Source organism: Flavobacterium chungbukense, assembly GCF_020805785.1.
GTDB lineage: Bacteria > Bacteroidota > Bacteroidia > Flavobacteriales > Flavobacteriaceae > Flavobacterium > Flavobacterium chungbukense.
The window spans coordinates 68,004-90,586 of the sequence record NZ_JAJGZV010000007.1 but is presented as its reverse complement, the minus strand read 5'-3'; the positions used below and the strand labels follow the sequence as shown (position 1 = coordinate 90,586).

Below are 22,583 nucleotides of genomic sequence, written 5' to 3'. Positions count from 1 at the left end.
CTTAAATCTATGAAACCAAAAGCTAGTTTGAATGAACAAGATTATCTGCACAGTTTTATGTCTACAATGACACAAAAATCAGATACAATTATCAATTATGTTCTTGCCGTTTATTTTCTTCTCGGTATAGGATTGTCTTTTAAATACGATACTTTTGAAATTGGTGTCGGAGTTGGTACACTGAATCTTCTTGCGTATTATTCGGCTAAATTTTTCATGAAAAACTCTAAGTTTTATCAATATGTTTTGTCTGTTGTGCTAGCTATTTTTATGGCACAATATATTTACCAGATGCACGGAATGTTCGAAATGCACTTTACAGTATTTATTGCTAGTACAATTCTAATTATTTACCAAAACTGGAAACTTCAGATTCCTTTAACCTTACTAGTTGTATTGCATCACGCGGGATTAGCCTATTTACAGAATTATATATATAATGATGCAACAGGACTTCAAGTGTACTTTTCTCAAGTTAATTTTGATATTGAAACTCTTGCAATTCATACTGTTTTGGCTGCTGTTGTTTTTTTTATGAATGGTTATTGGGCTTATTATTTTAAAGAACATAGCGAAAATCATATTTCTAAAATTTCAGATGAATATGAATTGGAAAATATGAAATTGGCTTCTGCAAAATACAGTTCAATGACGGCTACAAAAGATTATAACGATTTTATTCATAGAACTACTTTAGATCTTAAACTTCCAGTTAATTCGGTTTTAAAACTTATCGATGTTTCAAAAGGACATACGGATAATGATAAACTGCTATCTTACCTTGAAATGATGAGAGAAAGTGCGAAAAAAATTGATGATTTAGTCAATGATATTCATGTCAAATCTACAAACAGCAGAAATTCAATTTAAAACAATTCCCAAAACAAGATTAATTTTATAACCGCTGTATGTTTAAGCATGATTTTCCAACTGCAGTGCCGACGCTGCATAATTTGAAGAGAACTATTGATGATTTTTTTAGAGAAAGCATAACATTAAATTCAATAGACAAAATTGGTGCTGAAACCAAATTTGCCAAAGAAGTCGCAGAAATTTTGAAAGGTCATAGAAATAATTCTCAAGTACAAAATATTGATTTTCAATATAAAAAGTTAATTCAGATTACTGGCGATATTCATCGTCTTAATTTAGTAGTTGACAATGAAATACCACAATGGCTTGCAAATGAGTTAGAAACTGTTTTTCATAAAATCAGAAATATTCTGCTTGTTTTAGAAATTGAATTGAACTAAAATATTTGTTATTGAATTGTGTATTAACTTAAATACAAAAATTTATGGATACCAGAATAAATCGACCAACGCCTTCAGACAGAGAAGTAGATTGGAATAGGAATAAAGTACTGCTTAGTAAAACCGACAAAAAAGGAACCATTTTATATGCCAATGAAGACTTTATAGATGTTTCTGGTTATGACGAATTTGAACTTATTGGCCAGCCGCACAATATTATTCGACATCCAGATATGCCAAAAGTCATTTTTAAATTTCTGTGGGACAGTATTAAATCGAGTGAAAATATTCATGTAATTATCAAAAATATGGCTAAAACGGGCCGTTATTACTGGGTTATTACCGATTTTAAAATCGTTGCAGATACTGATGGCGAAATAGTAGGTTTTTTTGGAACGAGAAAATCTGTTCCAAATGAAATTATCGTAAAATTTATAGAACCATTGTATAAAAAATTATTGCAAATTGAAGAAACAACAAGTATTCAAGCTTCTGAAGAATATTTGGTAGGTTTTCTCGAAGAGCGAAAAAAAACTTACATGGAATACATTGATCATTTGATTGCTACCGGAAAAGACGATAAAAATAAGATAAGCAAAGGCTTATTCAGTGGTCTTTTTGAAAAGAAAAGCGATTCCAAGAAATAACATAGAAATACTTCATTGTGTCAGCAGATATTCAACCTTAAATTTGCCCCCCAACAAATCTAAATCACCTGAATAAAACTTAAAAATGTTTTGAGTCTGATGCAGTGAAGTTTTTTTTGAAGCTTCTAAGGTGCTAAGGTTCTAAGCTTCTAAGGTTTTCTTTATCTTGAAAATGTTCAAAATCGAAGATTTTGAACCTCAGAACCTCAGAACCTCAGAACCTCAGAACCTCAGAACCTCAGAACCTCAGAACCTCAGAACCTCAGAACCTCAGAACCTCAGAACCTCAGAACCTCAGAACCTCAGAACCTCAGAACCTCAGGGCCTCAGGACCTTAAGAAATATAATTCCAAATATTTTTCTTCTTAGTCAATTCGATGAAAATGGCTCTCAGAATGGCATTTTCTGGTTTTTGCAGTGCAGAATCTTCTTTTAAGATTTTCATAGCGTAATTACGAGCTAAAGATAAAATTTCTCTATCTTTTACAATATCTGCAATTTGAAGATTTAGAACACCGCTTTGCTGGGTTCCCATTAAATCACCTGGTCCACGAAGTTTAAGATCGACTTCGGCAATTTCGAAACCATCATTGGTCTGAACCATAGTTTCCATTCTGGTTTTGCTGTCAGAACTTAATTTATGTCCGGTCATTAAAATGCAATAACTTTGTTCGGCGCCACGTCCGACACGTCCGCGTAATTGGTGTAATTGCGAAAGTCCAAATCTTTCTGCACTTTCAATAATCATTACACTGGCATTTGGTACATTTACTCCAACTTCAATAACGGTTGTGGCAACCATAATATTGGTTTTCCCTTCAGAAAAACGTTTCATTTCTGAATCTTTATCTGCAGGTTTCATTTTTCCATGCAAAATCGAAATTGAATATTGAGGAAGCGGAAAATCACGCGAAATACTCTCGTAACCATCCATTAAATCTTTATAATCCATTTTTTCAGATTCTTGAATTAACGGATATACAATATATATTTGTCTTCCTTTTGCAATTTCATCACGAAGAAATTTCCAGACTTTCAAACGATTCGAATCAAATCGATGAACGGTTTGAATTGGCTTTCTTCCAGGAGGCAATTCATCGATTACAGAAATATCCAGATCACCGTATAAACTCATTGCCAATGTTCGCGGAATCGGTGTTGCTGTCATTACTAAAACGTGTGGCGGAATATCATTTTTCTTCCATAACTTGGAACGTTGTTCAACTCCAAAACGATGTTGTTCATCAATTACAGCAAGTCCCAAATTCTGAAATTTTACTTTATCTTCCAATAAAGCATGAGTTCCGATTAAAATTTTAAGTTCACCACTTTCTAATTCTTCGTGAATAATCTTTCTTTCTGAAGTTTTAGTAGAGCCAGTCAGAATTCTAATATTGATATTTAGTGTTTGAGAAAATTCCGATAAACCAAGAAAATGCTGATTGGCCAAAATTTCAGTTGGAGCCATCAGACAGGCTTGAAAACCATTATCAATTGCTAATAGCATGCTCATAAAGGCAACAATTGTTTTTCCAGAACCAACATCTCCTTGCAAAAGACGATTCATTTGGGCATTGCTTCCCATATCGGTTCGAATTTCTTTGATTACTCTTTTTTGAGCATTTGTTAAATCAAATGGCAAATGATTTTGATAGAACTCATTAAAAAGTTCTCCAACTTTAGCAAAAGGATGTCCCTTTATTTTATGTTTTCTAATTAGATTTTTAGTAATTAACTGAAGCTGAATGAAAAATAATTCTTCAAACTTTAATCGGAATTGTGCTTTAGCTAAAATTTCTGCACTCTTCGGAAAATGAATATTAAATAATGCCGCTCTTCTCGGAATCAGTTTTAATTCTTCGATTAAGAAAGGAGGAAAGGTTTCTGTAAACAAAGCTTGCGTTTCTAGAAAAAGCTGTTCCATTATTTTATTAATGGTTCGATTTGAAATGCCTTTATTAGCCAAAGCTTCAGTTGATGGATAAACTGGTTGCATTGCCGAACGAAGGCTTTTTTCATGTTCGCTTAATAATTCAATTTCAGGATGCGCCATACTAAATTGGCTTCCGTAAAGAGAACATTTTCCAAAGATTACAATGGTTTCATTCAGTTTTAAGCTTTCTCGAATCCATTTATGGCCTTGAAACCAATTTAGGTCAATTTGTCCTGTATCATCTACAAAAGTTGCCACAAGACGCTTTTTATTTTTAGCAAATTCAACCGTCTTGATGTGAATTATTTTTCCAATAATCTGAACTTCAGAACCGGTATTCTGCAATTCATTAATCTTATAATATCGTGTTCTGTCAATGTATCTATTTGGAAAAAAATTAACCAAATCTCCATATTTATGAATGCCCAATTCTTTGCGAAGCAATTGCCCGCGACTTGGACCAACGCCTTTTAAGTATTCAATTGGAGTTTCTAGGAGATTATTAGACATTCTGAGATTTAGATTTTATAGAGTCAAGAAGAAAGAAAAAAGACAAAGTATATTCAATTTTTCTTTGTTCTTGACTCTTTTCTCTTTAGAAAGCGAAGATAGATTTTAATTAGGAAATTTGAAAATCAATTATAGTTTTCAGGCATTTGAATTTTTTTTAAAGTTAAATTTTCATTTCAGACGCAACCTTTTGCAATCAGTGCAATCTTAGCAATACATTATTTAAACAATGCTTACTAATTCAAATTGTTTAAGGCTCCGTCACTATTTTTTTGGCGGAGTTTTTTTTGATTTCAATTTGAAAAGCAGAAGTGATTTATAAATGCTTGAATATTATCTTATTGTTAAGTTGCAATATAGTGAAGCAACTATTTTAAGGAAGTAAAATCTTAATAATAAACGAACCCTTAAAACTAGTAAAAATGAAAAAAAATGGACTACTAATTGTATTACTGATTTCACTTATCTCTTGTTCTAAAGACGATGCCTCTCCTAATTCAGTTTATTATGGAAAATGGATGGAGGTTCCAGATCCTGCCGCTAATTCTATTCCTGGTTTCGAGGTTTATTATGTATTTAAAAAAGATAAAAAGTTTGTTAAAACAATACCGTCTACTAATGGTAATAAATCTCTATCGGGGCAATATGAGATTATAAAAAATGAAACAGGAACCAGTTTTGTTTTAACTTATCCGAGCGCTAACGAATCGATATCAAATTGCACAAGTGGTGCATTAATTGAAAATTATAAATTACAAGAAACTGATTATTTGGTTGATCAGGCATCAGCATGCGGGAGATACAAGGCATTTAAGAAAGCAAAATAAAAACCGTAAGTTTGCGTAGAATTAAAAGTATTCAGTTTAAGAATTGAATACTTTTTCTTTTTTTAATAAATTTAGATTATGACTACACACTTAGCACTTTTACGCGGAATCAATGTTTCGGGACATAATATGATGAAAATGGAAGCTTTGAAAACAATGTTAGAAAATATTGGTTTTCAAAATGTTCGAACGTATCTGCAATCTGGAAATGTTTTTATTGATACTGAAGAAGAAGCTTCAAAAGTTGGCTTTATGATTAAACAGGAGATTTTTAAAGTTTTCGGACATGAAGTTCCTGTTGTTATGGTTACCAAAGAAAACCTGGAATCTTGTTTTGAAAATAATCCCTATTTGAAAGAGAAAGATATTGATACCAAAAAACTTTACGTTGCTTTTGTCTCTACGAATTTAAAAAAAGAAAACATAAACGATTTAAAAATCAGTCAGTTTAAACCTGATGAAGCAAGTATTGACGAAAACAAAATTTTTGTTAAATATGCTGTTGGAGCCGGAAAAACTCGATTTGATCAAAAATATATTGAGAAAAAACTAAACGTAACAGCTACAATGCGGAATTGGAATACAGTTACCAATTTGCTTAAAATGTATTCAGAATAATGAAGAAAATAATTGTTTTACTTGGCTTGTTTTTGGTAATTAATCCACTTTTAGCGCAGCATAAAAACGTTACATCAGACGAATCTTTTAGTTCATTTTTAAAGAAATTTACTTCGGATAGAAATTTTCATTTAAGCCGCATCAATTTTCCTTTGACAGTAAAATTAAATAATGACGATTTTGAATTAATGGAATACATCATTATGAAAAATGAATACATTCCGATTGTATTAAATGACAAAGGCAGCCGTTATGAGCATAAAAATATTTTAAAAAACAGTAATTATATTATTAAAAGAAGAGGAATTGATAATGGGATTTTTGTAGATTATATTTTCATAAAAAGAAAAGGCTTATGGTACTTAAAAACTTGGATTGACGAATCTACTTAATTTATTTTTTTATCAAATCGCAGTACCAAAAACCAAAATCAAAAGCAGTTTCGTCATTTGTATCGCATGCAGTATTAGATGATTCTTGTGTTTTTGGTTTTTCATATTTGCGATACACAATTTCACCAATTTCAAACTCAATTGGTTTTGAAAAAATAGGTCCGTCAAAAGCAAAGGTGTGAAACTCGCCATTTTCGCCGCAAACATCAACATTTTCTGGTAAATCATTTATGAAATCCTGATCGATTATTCTGCCAACAAAACTTTTATCCAAATATTTTTCGTTTACACAAACCACAATAGTTTTAAACCCTAAAGAAACAAATTCTTGAATCAACTCTTTAGTTGGAATTTTCCAAATCGGAAAAACGCCTTTAAAGTCGATTTTTGCTAATTGATTTTCACGATATTGACGCAAATCTTCTAAGAAAATATCACCAAAAACAGAATGAGTTATACCGTTATTTTTTAATTCTGATAAAGTTTCGGTCATTACATTTTCATAAACTTCCATCGTGGGCATTTCTGGAATTTCCATTATTTTTAACGGAATTCCAATACTTTCTGCTTGTGCCTGTAATAAGTCAACACGAACGCCGTGCATAGAAATTCGCTGATAATGTTGGTTTACGCTTGTAAGTAAATATTCAATTTTATAATCAGGATTTTGAAGGATTTTATGCAAAGCTAGAGCAGAATCTTTTCCGCTGCTCCAATTAAATAAGGCTTTTTTAGGTACAGACACAATTTGGAATTTTAATACGGTAAACTTACAAATTTCATTCTATTTGTTGATGAAAGGTTTGTAACTTTGGAATTTTACATGTCAAATGATAAAATTATATAAGGATTCATTTAAATTAGATTCAAATAGATTAAAAAACTGGGATTATTCTAGCGAGGCAGTTTATTTCGTTACAATTGTAACACAAAATAGAGAATGCCTTTTTGGAAATATTGAGGAACAAAAGATGATTTTAAATGAAAATGGAAAGATTATTGAGAAAGAACTTTTAAGATCTATTAAGATTCGTAAAAATTGGTTTTTTCATAATTGGATTATTATGCCAAATCATATTCATTTGTTAATTAAAATTCAAACACCTATTGAATCTTTGTCGACAAACGTTGCGGAGACGCACTGCGGTGCGCTTCTAAAGTTCCAATCTGAAGAAAAAACAGGCATTAACACAACGCATATCGTAGAGACGCACCGCAGTGCGTCTACACCCAGCATATCGACAACAGTTAATAATATATCTGAATCTAAATTTTCCCGAAAATCAAATTCTATTTCCTCGTTTGTCGCAATTTTCAAATCTATTACAACAAAACAGATAAATGGAACTGCATCGATTTGGCAAACCAATTATCACGATCATATTGTTAGAAATTACAAAACGTTCGTAAAGATTTACGATTATATAAAATGCAATCCAATCTCTTGGGAAACAGATTCTTTAAAATAAAACTTCAATGAAATACATTTTTCTATTATTTACCAGTTTCCTTTTTGCACAGCAAACTCAATATGTTGATTTTAAATCTGTTTCAGGAAAGCTGACCTTGAACCCAAAAGAAAAAACAATTTCTGGTGCTGTTGATTTTCAATTTGAGGTTTTAAGAGATTGCGACACCATATCGCTTGATGCAAAAAACATGGAATTTTCAAATGTGAAAATCAATGAAAAAGAAATCGTTTTTATAAATACAACAAAGCAATTAAAATTGGTTTTTCCTTTTAAAAAAGGAGAAAATCATTTGAGTTTTAATTATACTGCTAAACCGAAACAAGCATTATATTTTGTTGATGTTGAAAATAGCGAAGTGCAAATCTGGACACAAGGGCAGGGCAGATACACCAGTAATTGGTTCCCAAGTTTTGATGACGTAAATGAAAAACTAATTTTCAATCTCGGAGTTTCTTATGACAAAGATTATCAGGTTGTTTCAAACGGACTTTTGAAAGAAAAAACAACAAATGGGAAACTGAATTATTGGCAATATCAAATGCAGAAACCAATGAGTTCGTATTTATTGATGCTGGCAATTGGAAAATTTGACAAGAAAGAATTTAAGTCGAAAACTAAAATTCCGCTAGAATACTATTACGAACCTAAAGATTCAAATCGATTTGAGCCAACATATCGTTATTCTAAACGAATTTTTGACTTTTTAGAAAAAGAAATTGGTGTAAAATATCCATGGCAAATCAACAGACAGCTTCCTGTTAGAGATTTTTTATATGCAGGGATGGAAAATACAACATCGACTCTTTTTGCAACGCGTTACGTGGTAGACTCCATCGGATTTTGTGATAGAAATTATACCAATGTTGATGCGCACGAATTGGCTCATCATTGGTTTGGAGATTTAGTTACCGCAGAAAGCAGTACCCATCATTGGTTGCAAGAAGGTTTTGCGACTTATTTTGCTTTGCTTGCCGAAAAAGACATTTACGGAGAAGACTACTTTTATTCGAAATTATACGATACAGCACAACAAATTAAGTTTGCTTCAAGAACAGATACAATTCCGGTTTTAAATCCAAAAGCAAGTTCATTGACTTTTTATGAAAAAGGAGCGTGGACATTATTCGTTTTGCACGAATCGATTGGTGACAAAGCGTTTAAAAAAGCCATTAAAAGTTACTTGAGCAAGTACGCCTATCAAACTGTAAATACTCAAAATTTCTTCGACGAAATAAGAAAAGTTTCAGATTTTGATTTGGATAAATTTCAAAAAACTTGGCTAGAATCTACCGCTTTTGATACTCCAACAGCCAATGCTTTATTGAGTAAAAACAAGACGATTCAGAAACGTTTAGAAATCGATAAATTTAAAAAAACACTCATAACGGATAAAATTGATGTTTTAAAAAATATTTTAGAATCAAATGTTTATCGATCGGTGAAAGTAGCCGTAGTAGATCAGTTGCAAAATGAAAAATACGAAGTAAAGAAACCGCTTTTACTTTTAGCATTAGAAACCAATGATATTCAGATTCGTCAAAATGTGGCAGAAACACTGACCAAGATTCCAGAAGATTTTAGATCAAACTATGAAACTTTGCTAGACGATAAATCCTATCAGACACAAGAAGTTGCTTTGTACTGGTTATGGAGAAATTTTCCAGAACACAGAACAGAATATTTAAATAAAACAAAAGATTGGATCGGATTCAACGACTTTAATCTGCGTACTTTATGGCTTTCTTTGGCGTTGTCAACAACAAATTACAGCAGTGATCCAGAAGCTTTGATCAATGAATTGATAGCATTTTCGTCTACAAAATACGAAGCTACTACAAGACAAAATGCTTTAGAAAAATTAATCGCTTTTAAAATTATTAACGATCAGGTTTTGAGTAATTTAGTAAAAGCCACAACGCATCATATGTGGCAGTTTTCAAAGTTTGGAAGAGATACAATTCGCCTTCTAATAAAAAATCCTGAAATGCGTGCTTCATTTAATAGAATTTTGCCTAATTTGACACCCGATGAACAATTTCAATTAGATCGTTTGTTGAAAGAATAGAAAATAGAAAAAAGAATATAGAAAAAAGAATATAGAAAATATATTGAATAGAGGTCTTTATTCTATTTTCTATATTCTTTTCTCTAAAATAAAATCCAAAAACAAAACCTACATTACAATTTATGAGAGCATTGGTTATTTCTGGTGGCGGTAGTAAAGGCGCTTTTGCTGGCGGTGTTGCCCAATATTTAATAGAAGAGAAAAAACATGAGTACGATTTGTTTTTAGGGACTTCAACAGGAAGTCTATTGATCCCACATTTAGCTCTCGGACACATCAAAAAAATTCATTCCGTTTATACCAACGTTACCATGGCAAGTATTTTTAATATTTGTCCGTTTGTGGTAAAAAACAAAGACGGGGTTGATATTGTTACAATTAATCACTTTAATGTTCTGCGCCAGTTTTTTAAGGGAAAGCGAACTTTTGGCGAAAGCAAAGGTTTAAAGAAATATATTCGTAATAATTTTTTGCTTTCAGATTTTAATAAGCTTAAAAAATTAAAGACAGATGTCATTGTAACTGTAACTAATTTTACAACAAACGAATCGGAATACAAATCAATAAAAGATTGTACTTACGAGGAGTTTTGCGAATGGTCTTGGATTTCAAGTAACTATGTTCCGTTTATGAGTATTGTTGAAAAAAACAACTGTGAGTATGGCGATGGTGGGTTTTCAAGTTTGGTTCCCATACGCGAAGCAATTAACAGAGGCGCAACTGAAATTGATGTAATTGTACTGGAAACAGAGGTAAATACAACTAAAACGGTAATAGGTAAAAATCCGTTTTCATTAATGATTGATCTGTTTAGAATTGCCTTAGATCAAGTTGAAAAACACGATATTGCTATAGGAAAACTTATGGCAAACAATAAGAATGTGAAGCTTAACTTATATTACACGCCAATAAAATTAACTGATAACGCTTTGATTTTTAACAAAGATGTTATGAAAGAATGGTGGGAGCAAGGCTATGAGTATGCTCAGAATAAGTCTGAAGTTATGAGTGATAACAAGATTTTTATTTAATTTTAGATTTTAGAAGGTAGATTGATAACCTTAATCTACCTTCTAAAATCTAAAATCTGCAATATTTTTTAATACCAAAGCTCTGCAACTTCACTTTTGATAAAACTCAAAGCGGCAATACTTGGCGATTGTTTCTCTAACAAATCATTCAAAATCACTTCTCTAAGTTTATCTGCATTATCTACTTTGTCGCTCATAGCAGCTTTACGAATCATTTGAATAGTGGCATTTTTAGCCGTAGTAATAATTGTCCAACAGTCATCAGACATATAAATCTGCTGTGTTAGATTATGTTCGAATTCTTGCTCAATTTGATCGATTACGAAGTTTTCATAATCGTGTTTGTTTTGAGAAATAGGAGAAATTCTAATTAATAATTTAGTTAAATTAATACGTTCCAAAAATAAAGTCATGCGCTCGTAAGCTTGCAAACGTACAGGAAGCGATTCTTTATGAGCTTGTTTATTTAATAAAAAAGCACGTTTTCTGTCATTGTTTTTTATGTGTAATTCGAAAAAGCGATATGCTACAACTCCTGTAACTAAAGCCGGTAAAGTATAACTTGCAAGTTCAATAATTTTGTTGAAATCCATTTGAATAATTTTTAAACAAAAATATACTTTTTGAGGATAAATCCACTTTAAATTTATACTAATAAACAAAAAGGAACGCGTACTTTTGCAACTTGTTTTTTTATGTTTTTGAAATATCTTTTTGATGGATTTGTATTTAATATTTTTTCTTTGTTTAGCAGCTTTTGCGGCAGGATTTATTGATGCCATTGTAGGTGGCGGCGGTTTAATTCAGACGCCAATGGGATTAATTCTATTACCTAATCTTCCAGTTTCGACTGTAATTGGCACCTTAAAAATTCCAGCTTTTAGCGGAACTGCTTTTGCGGCTTTTCAATATTTGAAGAAAGTAGTAATACAGTGGAAATTGCTAATCACAATGATGTGTTTAGCTGTTCCGTCTGCATTTTTAGGTTCTACGATATTGACAATGGTGAGTAACGATTTTATGAAACCGTTGTTGTTGATTGTTTTATCGTTACTATTCATTTATACTTACGCAAAGAAAAATTTTGGTCAGCATGTCGCTAAAGATCATTCAGAAACGAAGCAAATAATTTATGCTGTTGTAATCAGTATAATTGTTGGATTTTATGACGGATTTATTGGTCCAGGAACGGGAAGCTTTTTTGTTGTAGCTTTTATAGCGCTTTTAGGTTTTGATTTTCTTCACGCTTCCGCGAATGCTAAAATGGTAAACTTAGCAACGAATTTCGGTTCGATTTGTCTATTTATGATTAAAGGAAAAATCATCTGGTCAATCGCAATTCCGATGGCAATTAGCAACGGACTTGGAGGTTGGCTTGGCGCAAAACTAGCAATTAATAAAGGAAACGGTTTTATTAGAATTTTCTTTTTGGTTGTAGTTGTCGGAACTTTGATTCGTTTTGCTTATGATGTGTTTTTTAAATAAGATTCTGAGGTTCTGAGATGCTAAGGTTCTAAGATTTTTCTCTTTGTCGAAAAAAAAACTTAGAGCCTAAGAAACTTAGTACCTTAGTATCTAAAAAAAACTGTTTAAATCTAGCCCCGATTGAGGCGATATCCTCGTAGCGTAGCGAAGAGATAAAGCCGAAAGCGGGAAACCATGTTAGAAAAAATGCCAATTGTTTGGCTTCAAAAAACAAAAAAGCTTAGCATCTTAGAACCTCAGTATCTTAGTAGCTATTTAGAGTATTAATTCTTAATTTTGCATAAAAGGAGAAAATTACATGCAGAAATATATTGACCAGCTCAACGAAGCGCAGAGAGCGCCTGTTTTAAAGAAAGACGGGCCAATGATTATTATTGCTGGTGCAGGTTCGGGAAAAACCCGTGTTTTAACAATTAGAATTGCTTACTTGATGGCGCAAGGAATTGACGCCTTCAATATTTTGTCGCTGACTTTTACCAATAAAGCAGCCCGCGAAATGAAACATAGGATTTCGGATATTGTAGGAGCGAGTGAAGCAAAAAATCTTTGGATGGGAACTTTTCACTCCATTTTTGCGCGTATTCTTCGTGCAGAATCGGATCATTTAGGATATCCTTCCAATTTTACCATTTATGATTCTCAGGATTCGGCCAGATTGATTTCTTCTATTATTAAAGAAATGCAGCTGGATCGCGATATTTACAAACCAAAGCAAATTTTAGGTCGTATATCTAGTTATAAAAATAGTTTGATTACGGTTAAAGCTTATTTTAATAATCCTGAATTGGTTGAAGCTGATGCAATGGCAAAAAGACCAAGATTAGGAGAGATTTATCAGCAATATGTAGATCGTTGTTTCAAGGCTGGCGCAATGGATTTTGATGATTTGTTGTTGAAAACCAATGAGTTGTTGACTCGTTTTCCAGAAGTTTTAGCCAAATATCAAGATCGTTTTCGTTATATTCTAGTTGATGAGTACCAAGATACAAATCATTCTCAGTATTTGATTGTTAGAGCTTTATCAGACAGGTTTCAGAATATTTGTGTGGTTGGAGATGATGCGCAAAGTATTTATGCGTTCCGTGGCGCGAATATCAATAATATTCTGAATTTCCAGAAAGATTACGAAGGCGTTATAATGTTCCGTCTAGAGCAGAATTACCGTTCGACAAGAAATATTGTGGAAGCCGCAAATACGGTAATGGAACACAATAAAACCAAACTGGATAAAGTAGTTTGGACTGCGAATGATTTTGGACCAAAAATTAAAGTCCACAGAAGTTTGACAGATGCTGAAGAAGGGCGTTTTGTTGCGAGTACTATTTTTGAGCAAAAAATGCAGAACCAGCTTCACAATGGATCTTTTGCGATTTTGTATCGTACCAATGCGCAATCGCGTGCAATGGAGGATGCTTTAAGAAAACGTGATATTCCGTATAGAATTTACGGAGGTTTGTCATTTTATCAGCGTAAAGAGATAAAAGACGTTTTATGTTATTTGCGTTTGGTTCTTAATCCTAAAGATGAAGAGGCTTTAATTCGTGTGATTAATTATCCCGCTCGTGGAATTGGAGATACAACAATAGAAAAATTGACTATTGCCGCGAATCATTACAAACGTTCGATTTGGGAAGTAATGGTGAATATCGATAAAATTGATCTTAAGCTAAACGCTGGAACTAAAAACAAATTGAAAGATTTTGTGACCATGATTCAGAGTTTTCAGGTTATCGATCAAAATCAGGATGCATTTTATGTAACAGATCACGTTGCTAAGAAAACTGGTTTAGTTCAAGAATTGAAGAAAGATGCTACTCCAGAAGGAATGGCTAAAATTCAGAATATTGAAGAACTTTTAAACGGTATTAAAGATTTTACCGAGGGACAAAGAGAAATTGATGGAGCAAGAGGTGCACTTTCTGAATTTATGGAAGATGTGGCTTTGGCAACAGATTTGGATAAAGATACAAATGATGAAGATCGTGTAGCGCTGATGACAATTCACTTAGCAAAAGGATTGGAGTTTCCTCATGTTTTTGTGGTTGGTATGGAAGAAGATTTGTTTCCAAGTGCCATGAGTATGAGTACGAGAAGTGAATTAGAAGAAGAACGTCGATTGTTTTACGTAGCTTTAACACGTGCAGAACATCAGGCGTATTTGACTTATGCAAATTCTCGTTACCGTTGGGGAAAATTAACCGATAGTGAACCATCTCGTTTTATTGAAGAAATTGACGGTCAGTTTTTAGAATATTTGACTCCAGCAGAAACGAATTACCGCTACAAATCGCCAATCGACGGAGATATTTTTGGAGATGTGGACAAATCTAAATTGAGATTGTCAAAACCAGTTGGAGGAACACCTCCAAAACATATTACAGATAATAATCCGAAACCGGATCTTACTATTAGAAAATTAAAACCAGTTGCAGGAACTAATCCGAATGCTGTAAGTGCTCCAAATTTATTTGACAGTAAATTGACAGTTGGTAATATAGTAATGCACGAACGCTTTGGAAAAGGAGAAGTTATTAATCTTGAAGGTGTTGGAGCTGATAAAAAGGCAGAAATTAAATTTGAAGTTGGTGGAATTAAGAAACTTCTGTTGAGATTTGCTAAATTAGATGTTGTAGGTTAGTATGAAGATCTTATTATTTGGTTTTACCTTTTTGTTTTCTTTGCATGTTTTTGGACAATCAGAGACATTGAAGCCAAATAATGATAAAAAGTTAATTGGATATTGGAAGGGAGCTGATTTTGATAGTATAACACTAATTAGTAAAAAATACTGGATTATTAATAGAGAAGAAAATGGGAAGTATTTTATTGTATTTACATCAATGAAAGATTGTGAAGTAAAAGTTTGGAATGAAAGAGGAACTTGGTGGACTCACAATGGTAAATATTATAAACTAAATTCCAGAACTCATATTGTAACTGAAATCAATTATCTTTTTACTAATTTAAATGAGGTGTTTTTTTCCAAAAAACCGTCAAACGCAAAAGTTAAAAATAATGATGTTTTCTATTTTGAAAATTTAATAGATTATTGAAAACTTAAGTGAATAGTATTCTAAAATTTGATTTTGAAAACATCTGTCACTCTGATTGAAGTCGAAGAGTTTATTTACTAACGAAGGCTTCGACTTCGCTCAGCCTGACAAACTTGAAACAATAAAAACTTGAAACAAAAACTATGGCTGAATTCATAAAAATATACCCAGATAAACCAAGTGAAGCTGCAATTGCAAAAGTTGTAAAAGTGCTTCAGAACGGTGGATTGGTTATTTATCCAACAGATACTGTTTATGGTTTGGGTTGTGATATTACCAATTCTAGAGCTTTAGAAAAAATTGCAAAAATAAAAGGTGTCAAATTAGAGAAAGCAAATTTCTCTTTTATTTGTCATGACTTAAGTAATCTATCCGATTATGTTCGTCAGATTGATACTTCGACTTTTAAAATTTTAAAGAGAGCATTGCCAGGTCCATATACATTTATTTTACCTGGAAATAATAATTTGCCAAAAGAGTTTAAAAAGAAAACTACAGTTGGTATTCGTGTTCCTGATAATAATATTATATTAGAAATTGTACGTCAGTTAGGAAATCCAGTGGTTTCTACCTCGATACGTGATGAAGATGATGTAATTGAGTATACTACAGATCCAGAGCTAATTTTTGAAAAATGGCAAAACCTTGTAGATTTGGTAGTTGATGGTGGATATGGAGATAATGTTGGTTCTACAATCATCGATTTATCTGAACACGAACCAGTAATTGTAAGAGAAGGAAAAGGTGATGTGGATATTTTGTAAAAAAAAACTTTAATTGTATTACAGTTTAAAAATTATGCCTAACTTTATTATAGTTAAAATTTAGTTAGTTAATTTAAAATAATGTCGTTCTTGATTTGTATTTAATTGGTTATTAAAAAGAAAATTAAGAACACAAAAAAAGCAGGTCAATCGACCTGCTTTTTTGTTTTTAATGCTATTTGAAAAACAATTATTTAGCTTGTTTTTTCATTTCTTTTTCAATCATATCATAGAATTGATCGATTTTTGGCATAACTACAATACGAGTTCTTCTGTTACGTGCTTTGTTTTCAGCAGAATCATTAGCAACTAATGGTACGTAAGAACTTCTACCTGCAGCAATTAATTTAGCTGGGTTAACACCAAGATCGTTTGTTAATACACGAACGATAGAAGTAGAACGTTTAACACTTAAATCCCAGTTATCTAAGATAATTCCGTTACTTTTGTACGGCACATTATCTGTGTGTCCTTCAACCATACATTCAAAATCTGGTTTGTCGTTAACCACTTTTGCAACTTTAGCTAAAACACCTTTTGCTGCATCAGTTACTTCATAACTTCCGCTTTTGAATAACAATTTATCTGCGATAGAGATAAACACAACTCCTTTTTCAACATTGATTTCGATGTCTGGATCGTTGATTCCAACTGCTCCTTTTAAACTTGTAACTAAAGCTAAAGTAACACTGTCTTTTTTAGTTAAAGCATCTTGAAGTCTAGAGATTTTTAAATCTTTTTCTTTCAAGCTTTCAAGAGATTTTTCTAGATTTTCAGCACCTTTAGTAGTTAGGATTGTTAAATCTTTAGAACTATTGATTAAGTCTTGATTATGTTGTTTGTAGCTTTCAGCAGTAGCAGCTAATCCAGCTTTTTCTTCTAAGCACGTATTTAATTTTACAGTACAAGAGTTTAACAAATCTTGAGTCTCTTTGTTTTTTGCTTCCAACTCAGCATATTTCTTTTTAGAAACACATGATGTTAGGGCCATTAATACTGATAGTGCGATAACTATTTTTCTCATAAATTTAATTTTAATTAGACTTGATTACAAATTTAGTTTTTAATATTTTGAATACTGTTAAAGATTTCTTTAAAAAAGGTCAATTTCCTTATATAATAAAGGAAAACGACGCTTTTTACCAAATAGTATTGTTGTATTTGAAAATCTTTACGTTTTTTAAGATATTTTAAAGATAAGCAATAAAATGAAAAATGTGCCTTTAAAATGGCGAAAGTATGCCCGAATTTACCTTGTGTAAGAAAACGGATAGCTGCAATTCCGTCTAAAATCATTCGGAAGAAAATAACCCAAAACAATCCTCTTTTTGGCAGATTTTTGACCAGCATTAGCAATGAATTTCTAAAATTCAAAAATGTTTTTTTTGGATTTCCCTGTTGTAAAGTAGCACCTCCAACATGATAAACAACCGATTGAGAGTTGTATCTAATAATGTGCCCTTCGTTTGACGCTCTCCAGCACAAATCAATTTCTTCTTGGTGTGCAAAAAAGCTCTCGTCAAATCCGCCTAGTTCATGGTAAACATTTTTTCGGATAAAAAAACAAGCACCAGAAGCCCAAAACAATTCAATATTATCATCATATTGTCCATTGTCTTTTTCTACAGTTTCAAATACTCTTCCTCTACAGAATGGAAAACCATATTTGTCTATAAAACCTCCAGCAGCACCAGCATATTCAAAGTACTCTTTGTTTTTAAAATCTAGAATTTTTGGCTGGATAATAGCGGTTTGTTTTTCGTTATCAAAAGTTTCAAGAATTGGTTTTAGCCAATTTTCAGTTACTTCAATATCGGAATTCACTAATGCATAGATTTCTGCATCTATATGTTTTAGAGCATCATTGTAGCCTTTTGCAAAACCATGATTGCTTGAGTTTTTTACAATTTTTACGGTTGGGAAATTTTGTGTAATAAATTCAACAGAATTATCTGTAGAAGCATTATCTGCAATGTAAATTGTTGCGCCTTCTGAAAACTGAATAACAGAAGGTAAAAACTGCTCAAGCAATTTTACCCCGTTCCAATTTAAAATGACAACTGCTATTTTATCCAAAAGTATTTTTAGTTATTTATTCGTTTTTAATGGTTTTCTTTATAGTCAGGAAGGTTTCTCAAAAACTCATATTTTTCGTTTTCAAAATCCATTTGACAATAAAAATGGTTTAGTCCGTTTGTGACATTCAAAAACCGTGCCTGCATTGTCATATTATAACGTGCAATTTGATCAAAAGTTGCTTGAGAAATTTTTACTTTAGGAGCTTTACATTCTACTAATATATGTATGGTACCATCGGAATTAAATACTACCACGTCATAACGTTTTCTTAATCCATTGACAGTTAAAACTTTCTCTACATTGATAAGCGATTTTGGATATTTTTTTTCGTGCATCAAAAAATGAACAACGTGCTGGCGGACCCATTCTTCTGGTGTAAGAATTATAAATTTTTTTCTTATTTCATCAAAAATAGACATTTTATTTTCGCTATTTTTGAATCGAAAACTATAGATTGGAAAATTTAATCGCTGCATAAAGCAAAAATATAAAATAGTTTTAGGTTTCTCCCGAAGTCTCGGGATAAAGTTTCAAGTTTTGAAACGTAACTTGAAACTTTAAACTTGAAACAAAAGATTTAATGGACGAAGTTGTAAAAATCGTTAATGATATAAAAGCCGGAAATATTAAGCCAATTTATTTTTTGATGGGTGAAGAACCTTATTATATAGATAAATTATCTGAATATATTGAACAAAATGTTTTAGCAGAAGAAGAAAAGGGATTTAACCAGACTGTTTTGTACGGAAGAGATGTTTCTATAGATGAAATTGTTTCAACAGCTAAACGCTATCCGATGATGGCTGATCGTCAGGTTGTTATTGTTAAAGAAGCTCAGGATTTATCAAGAACAATTGATAAAATTGAATCTTATGTAGATAATCCGATGGAAACTACTGTTTTGGTTTTTTGTTATAAATATAAAACGCTTGATAAACGTAAAAAAGTTACAAAACTATTAGCTCAGAAAGGTATAGTTTACGAAAGCAAAAAATTATACGAAAATCAGGTTGGAGATTGGATAAAACGCGTTTTAGCTGGAAAAAAATATACTATAGATCCAAAGGCAAATGCTATGTTGGTTGAATTTTTAGGAACTGACTTGAGTAAAATTAATAATGAACTTGAAAAATTGCAGATTATTTTACCGCAAGGCACGATGATTACTGCGGAACACATTGAAGAAAACATTGGTTTTAGTAAAGATTATAATGTTTTTGAACTTAGAAAAGCAATTGGAGAACGCAATCAGTTGAACGCGTATAAAATAGCAGAGAATTTTGCTCACAATCCAAAGGAATATCCATTAGTAATGACTACCGGATTGGTATTTGGTTTTTTTGTACAGCTTTTAAAATACCACGGATTAAAAGATAAGAATCCTAAAAATGTTGCAGCCGTTCTTGGTGTAAATCCGTATTTTTTGAAAGAATATGATTTGGCAGTAAAAAATTATCCAATGAGAAAAGTAAGTCAGATTGTTGGTGCTTTGCGAGATATTGATGTAAAGAGCAAAGGTGTGGGAGCCAATGCTTTGCCTCAATCAGATTTACTTAAAGAAATGCTTTATAAAATATTTAATTAAGCCGTTAAAATTCACGATATTTGCGTTTCTAAAAAATTTACTACTTAAAATAATTACACAATTATGGGAATGAATAAAAATACCATTTTAGGATGGGCTACTTTTATAATGGTACTTATGGGATTGTTGCTTATCGCTCTCGGAGTCTTTAGATACAGTGATGTTTCTGGCTGGGGATTTGGTGCTGTAGGAGTTGGTTTTTTTGCTAATGCTTGGGTATTCAATGCGTTAAAAGGTAGAGTTTAATTTAGATTTGAATTGAGAATATAAAAATTAATATAATAATATAAAAAATGTCAGACGATAAGAAAGTAATTTTCTCAATGCAAAAATTGAGTAAAACCTATCAAGGAGCGGACAAACCGGTACTTAAAAATATTTATCTAAGTTTCTTTTATGGTGCAAAGATTGGTATTTTGGGTCTTAATGGTTCTGGAAAATCTTCTCTTTTAAAAATTATTGCAGGAGTTGATAAAAATTACCAAGGTGATGTGGTTTTTCAGCCTGGTTATACAGTTGGTTATTTAGAGCAGGAACCAATTCTTGATGATTCTAAAACTGTTATCGAAATTGTTCGCGAAGGTGCAGCTGAAACAATGGCGGTTTTAGAAGAATATAATAAAATTAATGATTTATTTGGTCTTGAAGAAAATTACTCAGACCCAGATAAAATGGATAAATTGATGGACCGTCAAGCAGCTTTGCAAGATAAAATTGATGCTTTAGGTGCATGGGAAATCGATACAAAATTAGAAATTGCAATGGATGCATTGCGTACGCCAGAAGGTGATACACCAATCAAAAACCTTTCTGGAGGTGAGCGCCGTCGTGTAGCTTTATGTCGTTTGTTATTACAACAACCAGATGTATTGCTTTTAGATGAGCCTACCAACCACCTTGACGCTGAGTCAGTTCTGTGGTTAGAGCAACATTTAGCACAATATGCAGGAACTGTAATTGCAGTAACGCACGACCGTTATTTCTTAGATAATGTAGCTGGATGGATTTTAGAGCTAGATAGAGGAGAAGGTATTCCATGGAAAGGAAACTATTCTTCTTGGTTAGATCAAAAATCAAATCGTTTAGCTCAAGAAGAAAAAGTGGCATCTAAACGTAGAAAAACTTTAGAGCGTGAGTTGGACTGGGTTCGCCAAGGAGCAAAAGGTCGTCAGACGAAACAAAAAGCTCGTTTGCAGAACTACGACAAATTATTAAATGAAGATCAAAAACAATTGGATGAAAAATTAGAAATCTACATTCCAAATGGTCCTCGTTTAGGAACTAATGTTATTGAAGCCAAAAATGTTGCAAAAGCGTTTGGTGAAAAATTACTATATGATAATTTGAATTTTACTTTGCCACAAGCTGGTATTGTTGGAATTATCGGGCCAAACGGTGCTGGTAAATCGACTATTTTCAAAATGATAATGGGAGAACAAGCTACTGACAGCGGAGAATTTTCAGTTGGAGAGACTGTAAAAATCGCTTATGTAGATCAGTCGCACTCTAATATTGATCCGAATAAATCGATTTGGGAGAACTTTGCTGACGGTCAAGAATTGATCATGATGGGAGGTAAGCAAGTAAATTCTAGAGCCTATTTATCTCGTTTCAACTTTGGTGGAGGCGAACAAAATAAAAAAGTTTCAATGTTATCAGGTGGTGAGCGTAACCGTTTGCACTTAGCAATGACATTAAAAGAAGAAGGAAATGTGCTTTTGCTGGATGAGCCTACGAATGATCTTGACGTAAATACACTTCGTGCATTAGAAGAAGGTTTAGAAAATTTTGCAGGTTGTGCTGTAATTATTTCTCACGATAGATGGTTCTTAGATAGAATTTGTACACATATTTTAGCTTTTGAAGGAGATTCTGAAGTTTATTTCTTTGAAGGAAGTTTTACTGATTATGAAGAAAATAAAAAGAAACGTCTTGGCGGTGATTTAACTCCGAAACGTCTGAAATACAAGAAATTGATTAGATAATAAGTTCTAATGATTTCAAAGATAAAAAATCCCAAATTCCAAATTTACCGGAGTTTGGGATTTTATTTTGAATTATATCAGCAAAGAAAGCCCGACAGGTTTTTAAAACCTGTCGGGCTTGAATTCAATATATTTTTTAGATAAAGTATTTCATTTCGATGGAGGAAAAATCTTCGTGAGAAGCTCGACAAAGATTAGGTTTTCGTTACAGAGTTACTTGCGAAGATTTGCTTCGCCTGTTCGCTATCGCTCGGGTCTCCTTCGTCGAAATGACAATATTGTGGAAATTGGAAATTGGAATTTGGGATTTCAGAATTTTGGAATTTCTTAAAGAAACTTAGATTTCAATTCCGGAGTTGGTATTAGACAGCTTTCTTTTTTGCCATACCAGTTGTAGCGGTTCTTCGCAACATAATCGTAAATTCTGTCACTAATGAAGATAGGTACGATTCTAAAAACAGGAGTTAATTTCCATAAGCCACCAAAATGTTTTGCTATTTCGATTACTGCAGAAGATTTATAAAAATAGGCAACACCTGGATTGTACAAAATAATACTATCCATTTTTGAAAAACTAATTCCCAGATATTTACAAATTGAAATTCCTAATTCTGATTGCAAGGCTACAAATCTAAAGATATCTTTTTTGTCATGCTTAATAATAAATTGCACCGCAGAATCACAGAGGTTACAAACTCCATCAAAAAGAATTATTTTTTTATTATTTGGAATATCATCCATTATTATTGTATATCTAGTTGTATTAATTATAAACGCTAAAAATTTAAACAATTGCGTTTCATTAGAATAATTTATTAGATTTTTATTTTTAATAAATTTTATCAATAAAAAACCACTTCATTATCTCTTTTTTAATCAGCTTT

23 protein-coding genes are annotated in these 22,583 nt (G+C 32.2%); 16 read left to right on the top strand and 7 right to left on the bottom strand.

Going from position 1 to position 22,583, the window contains the following annotated elements; genetic code table 11:
* The first annotated feature begins 9 nt into the window (after positions 1-9).
* The 3 genes from LL966_RS18160 to LL966_RS18150 are packed head-to-tail and all read left to right on the top strand — an operon-like array spanning position 10 to position 1,900.
* Entirely contained in the window at positions 10-870 is an 861-nt protein-coding gene (locus tag LL966_RS18160; protein ID WP_229355187.1) for a histidine kinase, read from the top strand.
* Positions 871-908: 38 nt separating this feature from the next.
* Complete coding sequence (locus LL966_RS18155; RefSeq protein WP_229355186.1) at positions 909-1,253, top strand: hypothetical protein; 345 nt, start codon at positions 909-911, stop codon at positions 1,251-1,253.
* A gap of 44 nt (positions 1,254-1,297) precedes the next feature.
* The gene (locus tag LL966_RS18150) at positions 1,298-1,900 is read left to right on the top strand and encodes a PAS domain-containing protein (protein ID WP_229355184.1); all 603 of its coding nucleotides are present in this window, start codon (positions 1,298-1,300) and stop codon (positions 1,898-1,900) included.
* Between the two features lie 334 nt (positions 1,901-2,234).
* Here the strand turns inward: LL966_RS18150 and recG are convergent, their stop codons facing one another.
* Complete coding sequence (gene recG, locus LL966_RS18145) at positions 2,235-4,343, bottom strand: ATP-dependent DNA helicase RecG (protein WP_229355182.1); 2,109 nt, start codon at positions 4,341-4,343, stop codon at positions 2,235-2,237.
* Positions 4,344-4,765: 422 nt separating this feature from the next.
* On the opposite strand from recG, the gene LL966_RS18140 reads away from it, so the two are divergent.
* From LL966_RS18140 to LL966_RS18130, 3 genes are all read left to right on the top strand, one after another.
* Positions 4,766-5,170, top strand: a complete 405-nt coding sequence (locus tag LL966_RS18140) for a hypothetical protein (protein WP_229355181.1) — start codon at positions 4,766-4,768, stop codon at positions 5,168-5,170.
* 78 nt (positions 5,171-5,248) lie between these two features.
* Positions 5,249-5,788 (top strand): DUF1697 domain-containing protein, encoded by a 540-nt coding sequence (locus tag LL966_RS18135; protein ID WP_229355179.1) that lies wholly within the window; start codon positions 5,249-5,251, stop codon positions 5,786-5,788.
* Complete coding sequence (locus LL966_RS18130; RefSeq protein ID WP_229355177.1) at positions 5,788-6,180, top strand: DUF4348 domain-containing protein; 393 nt, start codon at positions 5,788-5,790, stop codon at positions 6,178-6,180. The genes LL966_RS18135 and LL966_RS18130 overlap by 1 nt, the downstream gene beginning before the upstream one ends.
* 1 nt (position 6,181) lies before the next feature.
* Here LL966_RS18130 and LL966_RS18125 read toward each other — a convergent pair whose 3' ends face one another.
* Positions 6,182-6,925 carry a Dph6-related ATP pyrophosphatase gene (locus LL966_RS18125; protein ID WP_229355175.1) on the bottom strand — a complete coding sequence of 248 codons (744 nt, stop codon included), beginning with the start codon at positions 6,923-6,925 and terminating at the stop codon, positions 6,182-6,184.
* Positions 6,926-7,010: 85 nt separating this feature from the next.
* Between LL966_RS18125 and LL966_RS18120 the strand changes: the two genes are divergently transcribed.
* From LL966_RS18120 to LL966_RS18110, 3 genes are all read left to right on the top strand, one after another.
* Positions 7,011-7,649 (top strand): transposase, encoded by a 639-nt coding sequence (locus LL966_RS18120; RefSeq protein WP_229355173.1) that lies wholly within the window; start codon positions 7,011-7,013, stop codon positions 7,647-7,649.
* Between the two features lie 7 nt (positions 7,650-7,656).
* A complete protein-coding gene (locus LL966_RS18115) occupies positions 7,657-9,717 on the top strand; it encodes a M1 family metallopeptidase (protein ID WP_229355171.1) in 2,061 nt (686 codons plus the stop codon).
* A 122-nt stretch (positions 9,718-9,839) separates the two neighbouring features.
* Complete coding sequence (locus tag LL966_RS18110; RefSeq protein WP_229355170.1) at positions 9,840-10,748, top strand: patatin-like phospholipase family protein; 909 nt, start codon at positions 9,840-9,842, stop codon at positions 10,746-10,748.
* A 68-nt stretch (positions 10,749-10,816) separates the two neighbouring features.
* Here the strand turns inward: LL966_RS18110 and LL966_RS18105 are convergent, their stop codons facing one another.
* The gene (locus tag LL966_RS18105) at positions 10,817-11,341 is read right to left on the bottom strand and encodes a DUF7935 family protein (protein ID WP_229355169.1); all 525 of its coding nucleotides are present in this window, start codon (positions 11,339-11,341) and stop codon (positions 10,817-10,819) included.
* A 124-nt stretch (positions 11,342-11,465) separates the two neighbouring features.
* Between LL966_RS18105 and LL966_RS18100 the strand changes: the two genes are divergently transcribed.
* From LL966_RS18100 to LL966_RS18085, 4 genes are all read left to right on the top strand, one after another.
* A complete protein-coding gene (locus LL966_RS18100) occupies positions 11,466-12,233 on the top strand; it encodes a sulfite exporter TauE/SafE family protein (protein WP_229355168.1) in 768 nt (255 codons plus the stop codon).
* Positions 12,234-12,531: 298 nt separating this feature from the next.
* Positions 12,532-14,871, top strand: coding sequence for an ATP-dependent helicase (locus LL966_RS18095; protein WP_229355167.1), 2,340 nt, complete (start codon positions 12,532-12,534; stop codon positions 14,869-14,871).
* 1 nt (position 14,872) lies between these two features.
* A complete protein-coding gene (locus LL966_RS18090) occupies positions 14,873-15,286 on the top strand; it encodes a hypothetical protein (RefSeq protein ID WP_229355166.1) in 414 nt (137 codons plus the stop codon).
* 143 nt (positions 15,287-15,429) lie between these two features.
* A complete protein-coding gene (locus tag LL966_RS18085; protein WP_229355164.1) occupies positions 15,430-16,050 on the top strand; it encodes an L-threonylcarbamoyladenylate synthase in 621 nt (206 codons plus the stop codon).
* 190 nt (positions 16,051-16,240) lie between these two features.
* Here LL966_RS18085 and LL966_RS18080 read toward each other — a convergent pair whose 3' ends face one another.
* The 3 genes from LL966_RS18080 to LL966_RS18070 are packed head-to-tail and all read right to left on the bottom strand — an operon-like array spanning position 16,241 to position 18,605.
* Positions 16,241-17,074: an OmpA/MotB family protein gene (locus tag LL966_RS18080; protein ID WP_113678730.1), complete on the bottom strand. Its 834-nt coding sequence runs from the start codon at positions 17,072-17,074 to the stop codon at positions 16,241-16,243.
* Positions 17,075-17,106: 32 nt separating this feature from the next.
* Entirely contained in the window at positions 17,107-18,126 is a 1,020-nt protein-coding gene (locus tag LL966_RS18075; protein ID WP_229355162.1) for a glycosyltransferase family 2 protein, read from the bottom strand.
* 26 nt (positions 18,127-18,152) lie between these two features.
* Complete coding sequence (locus tag LL966_RS18070) at positions 18,153-18,605, bottom strand: type I restriction enzyme HsdR N-terminal domain-containing protein (RefSeq protein ID WP_229355161.1); 453 nt, start codon at positions 18,603-18,605, stop codon at positions 18,153-18,155.
* 104 nt (positions 18,606-18,709) lie between these two features.
* On the opposite strand from LL966_RS18070, the gene holA reads away from it, so the two are divergent.
* The 3 genes from holA to ettA all read left to right on the top strand — a co-directional run bounded on the left by holA (position 18,710) and on the right by ettA (position 21,699).
* The gene (gene holA, locus LL966_RS18065) at positions 18,710-19,714 is read left to right on the top strand and encodes a DNA polymerase III subunit delta (RefSeq protein WP_229355159.1); all 1,005 of its coding nucleotides are present in this window, start codon (positions 18,710-18,712) and stop codon (positions 19,712-19,714) included.
* 63 nt (positions 19,715-19,777) lie between these two features.
* A complete protein-coding gene (locus tag LL966_RS18060) occupies positions 19,778-19,960 on the top strand; it encodes a CAL67264 family membrane protein (RefSeq protein WP_229355158.1) in 183 nt (60 codons plus the stop codon).
* Positions 19,961-20,007: 47 nt separating this feature from the next.
* Positions 20,008-21,699, top strand: a complete 1,692-nt coding sequence (gene ettA, locus LL966_RS18055; protein WP_229355157.1) for an energy-dependent translational throttle protein EttA — start codon at positions 20,008-20,010, stop codon at positions 21,697-21,699.
* A 327-nt stretch (positions 21,700-22,026) separates the two neighbouring features.
* Here ettA and LL966_RS18050 read toward each other — a convergent pair whose 3' ends face one another.
* Positions 22,027-22,440 (bottom strand): thiol-disulfide oxidoreductase DCC family protein, encoded by a 414-nt coding sequence (locus LL966_RS18050; RefSeq protein ID WP_229355156.1) that lies wholly within the window; start codon positions 22,438-22,440, stop codon positions 22,027-22,029.
* Between the last annotated feature and the right edge of the window lie 143 nt (positions 22,441-22,583).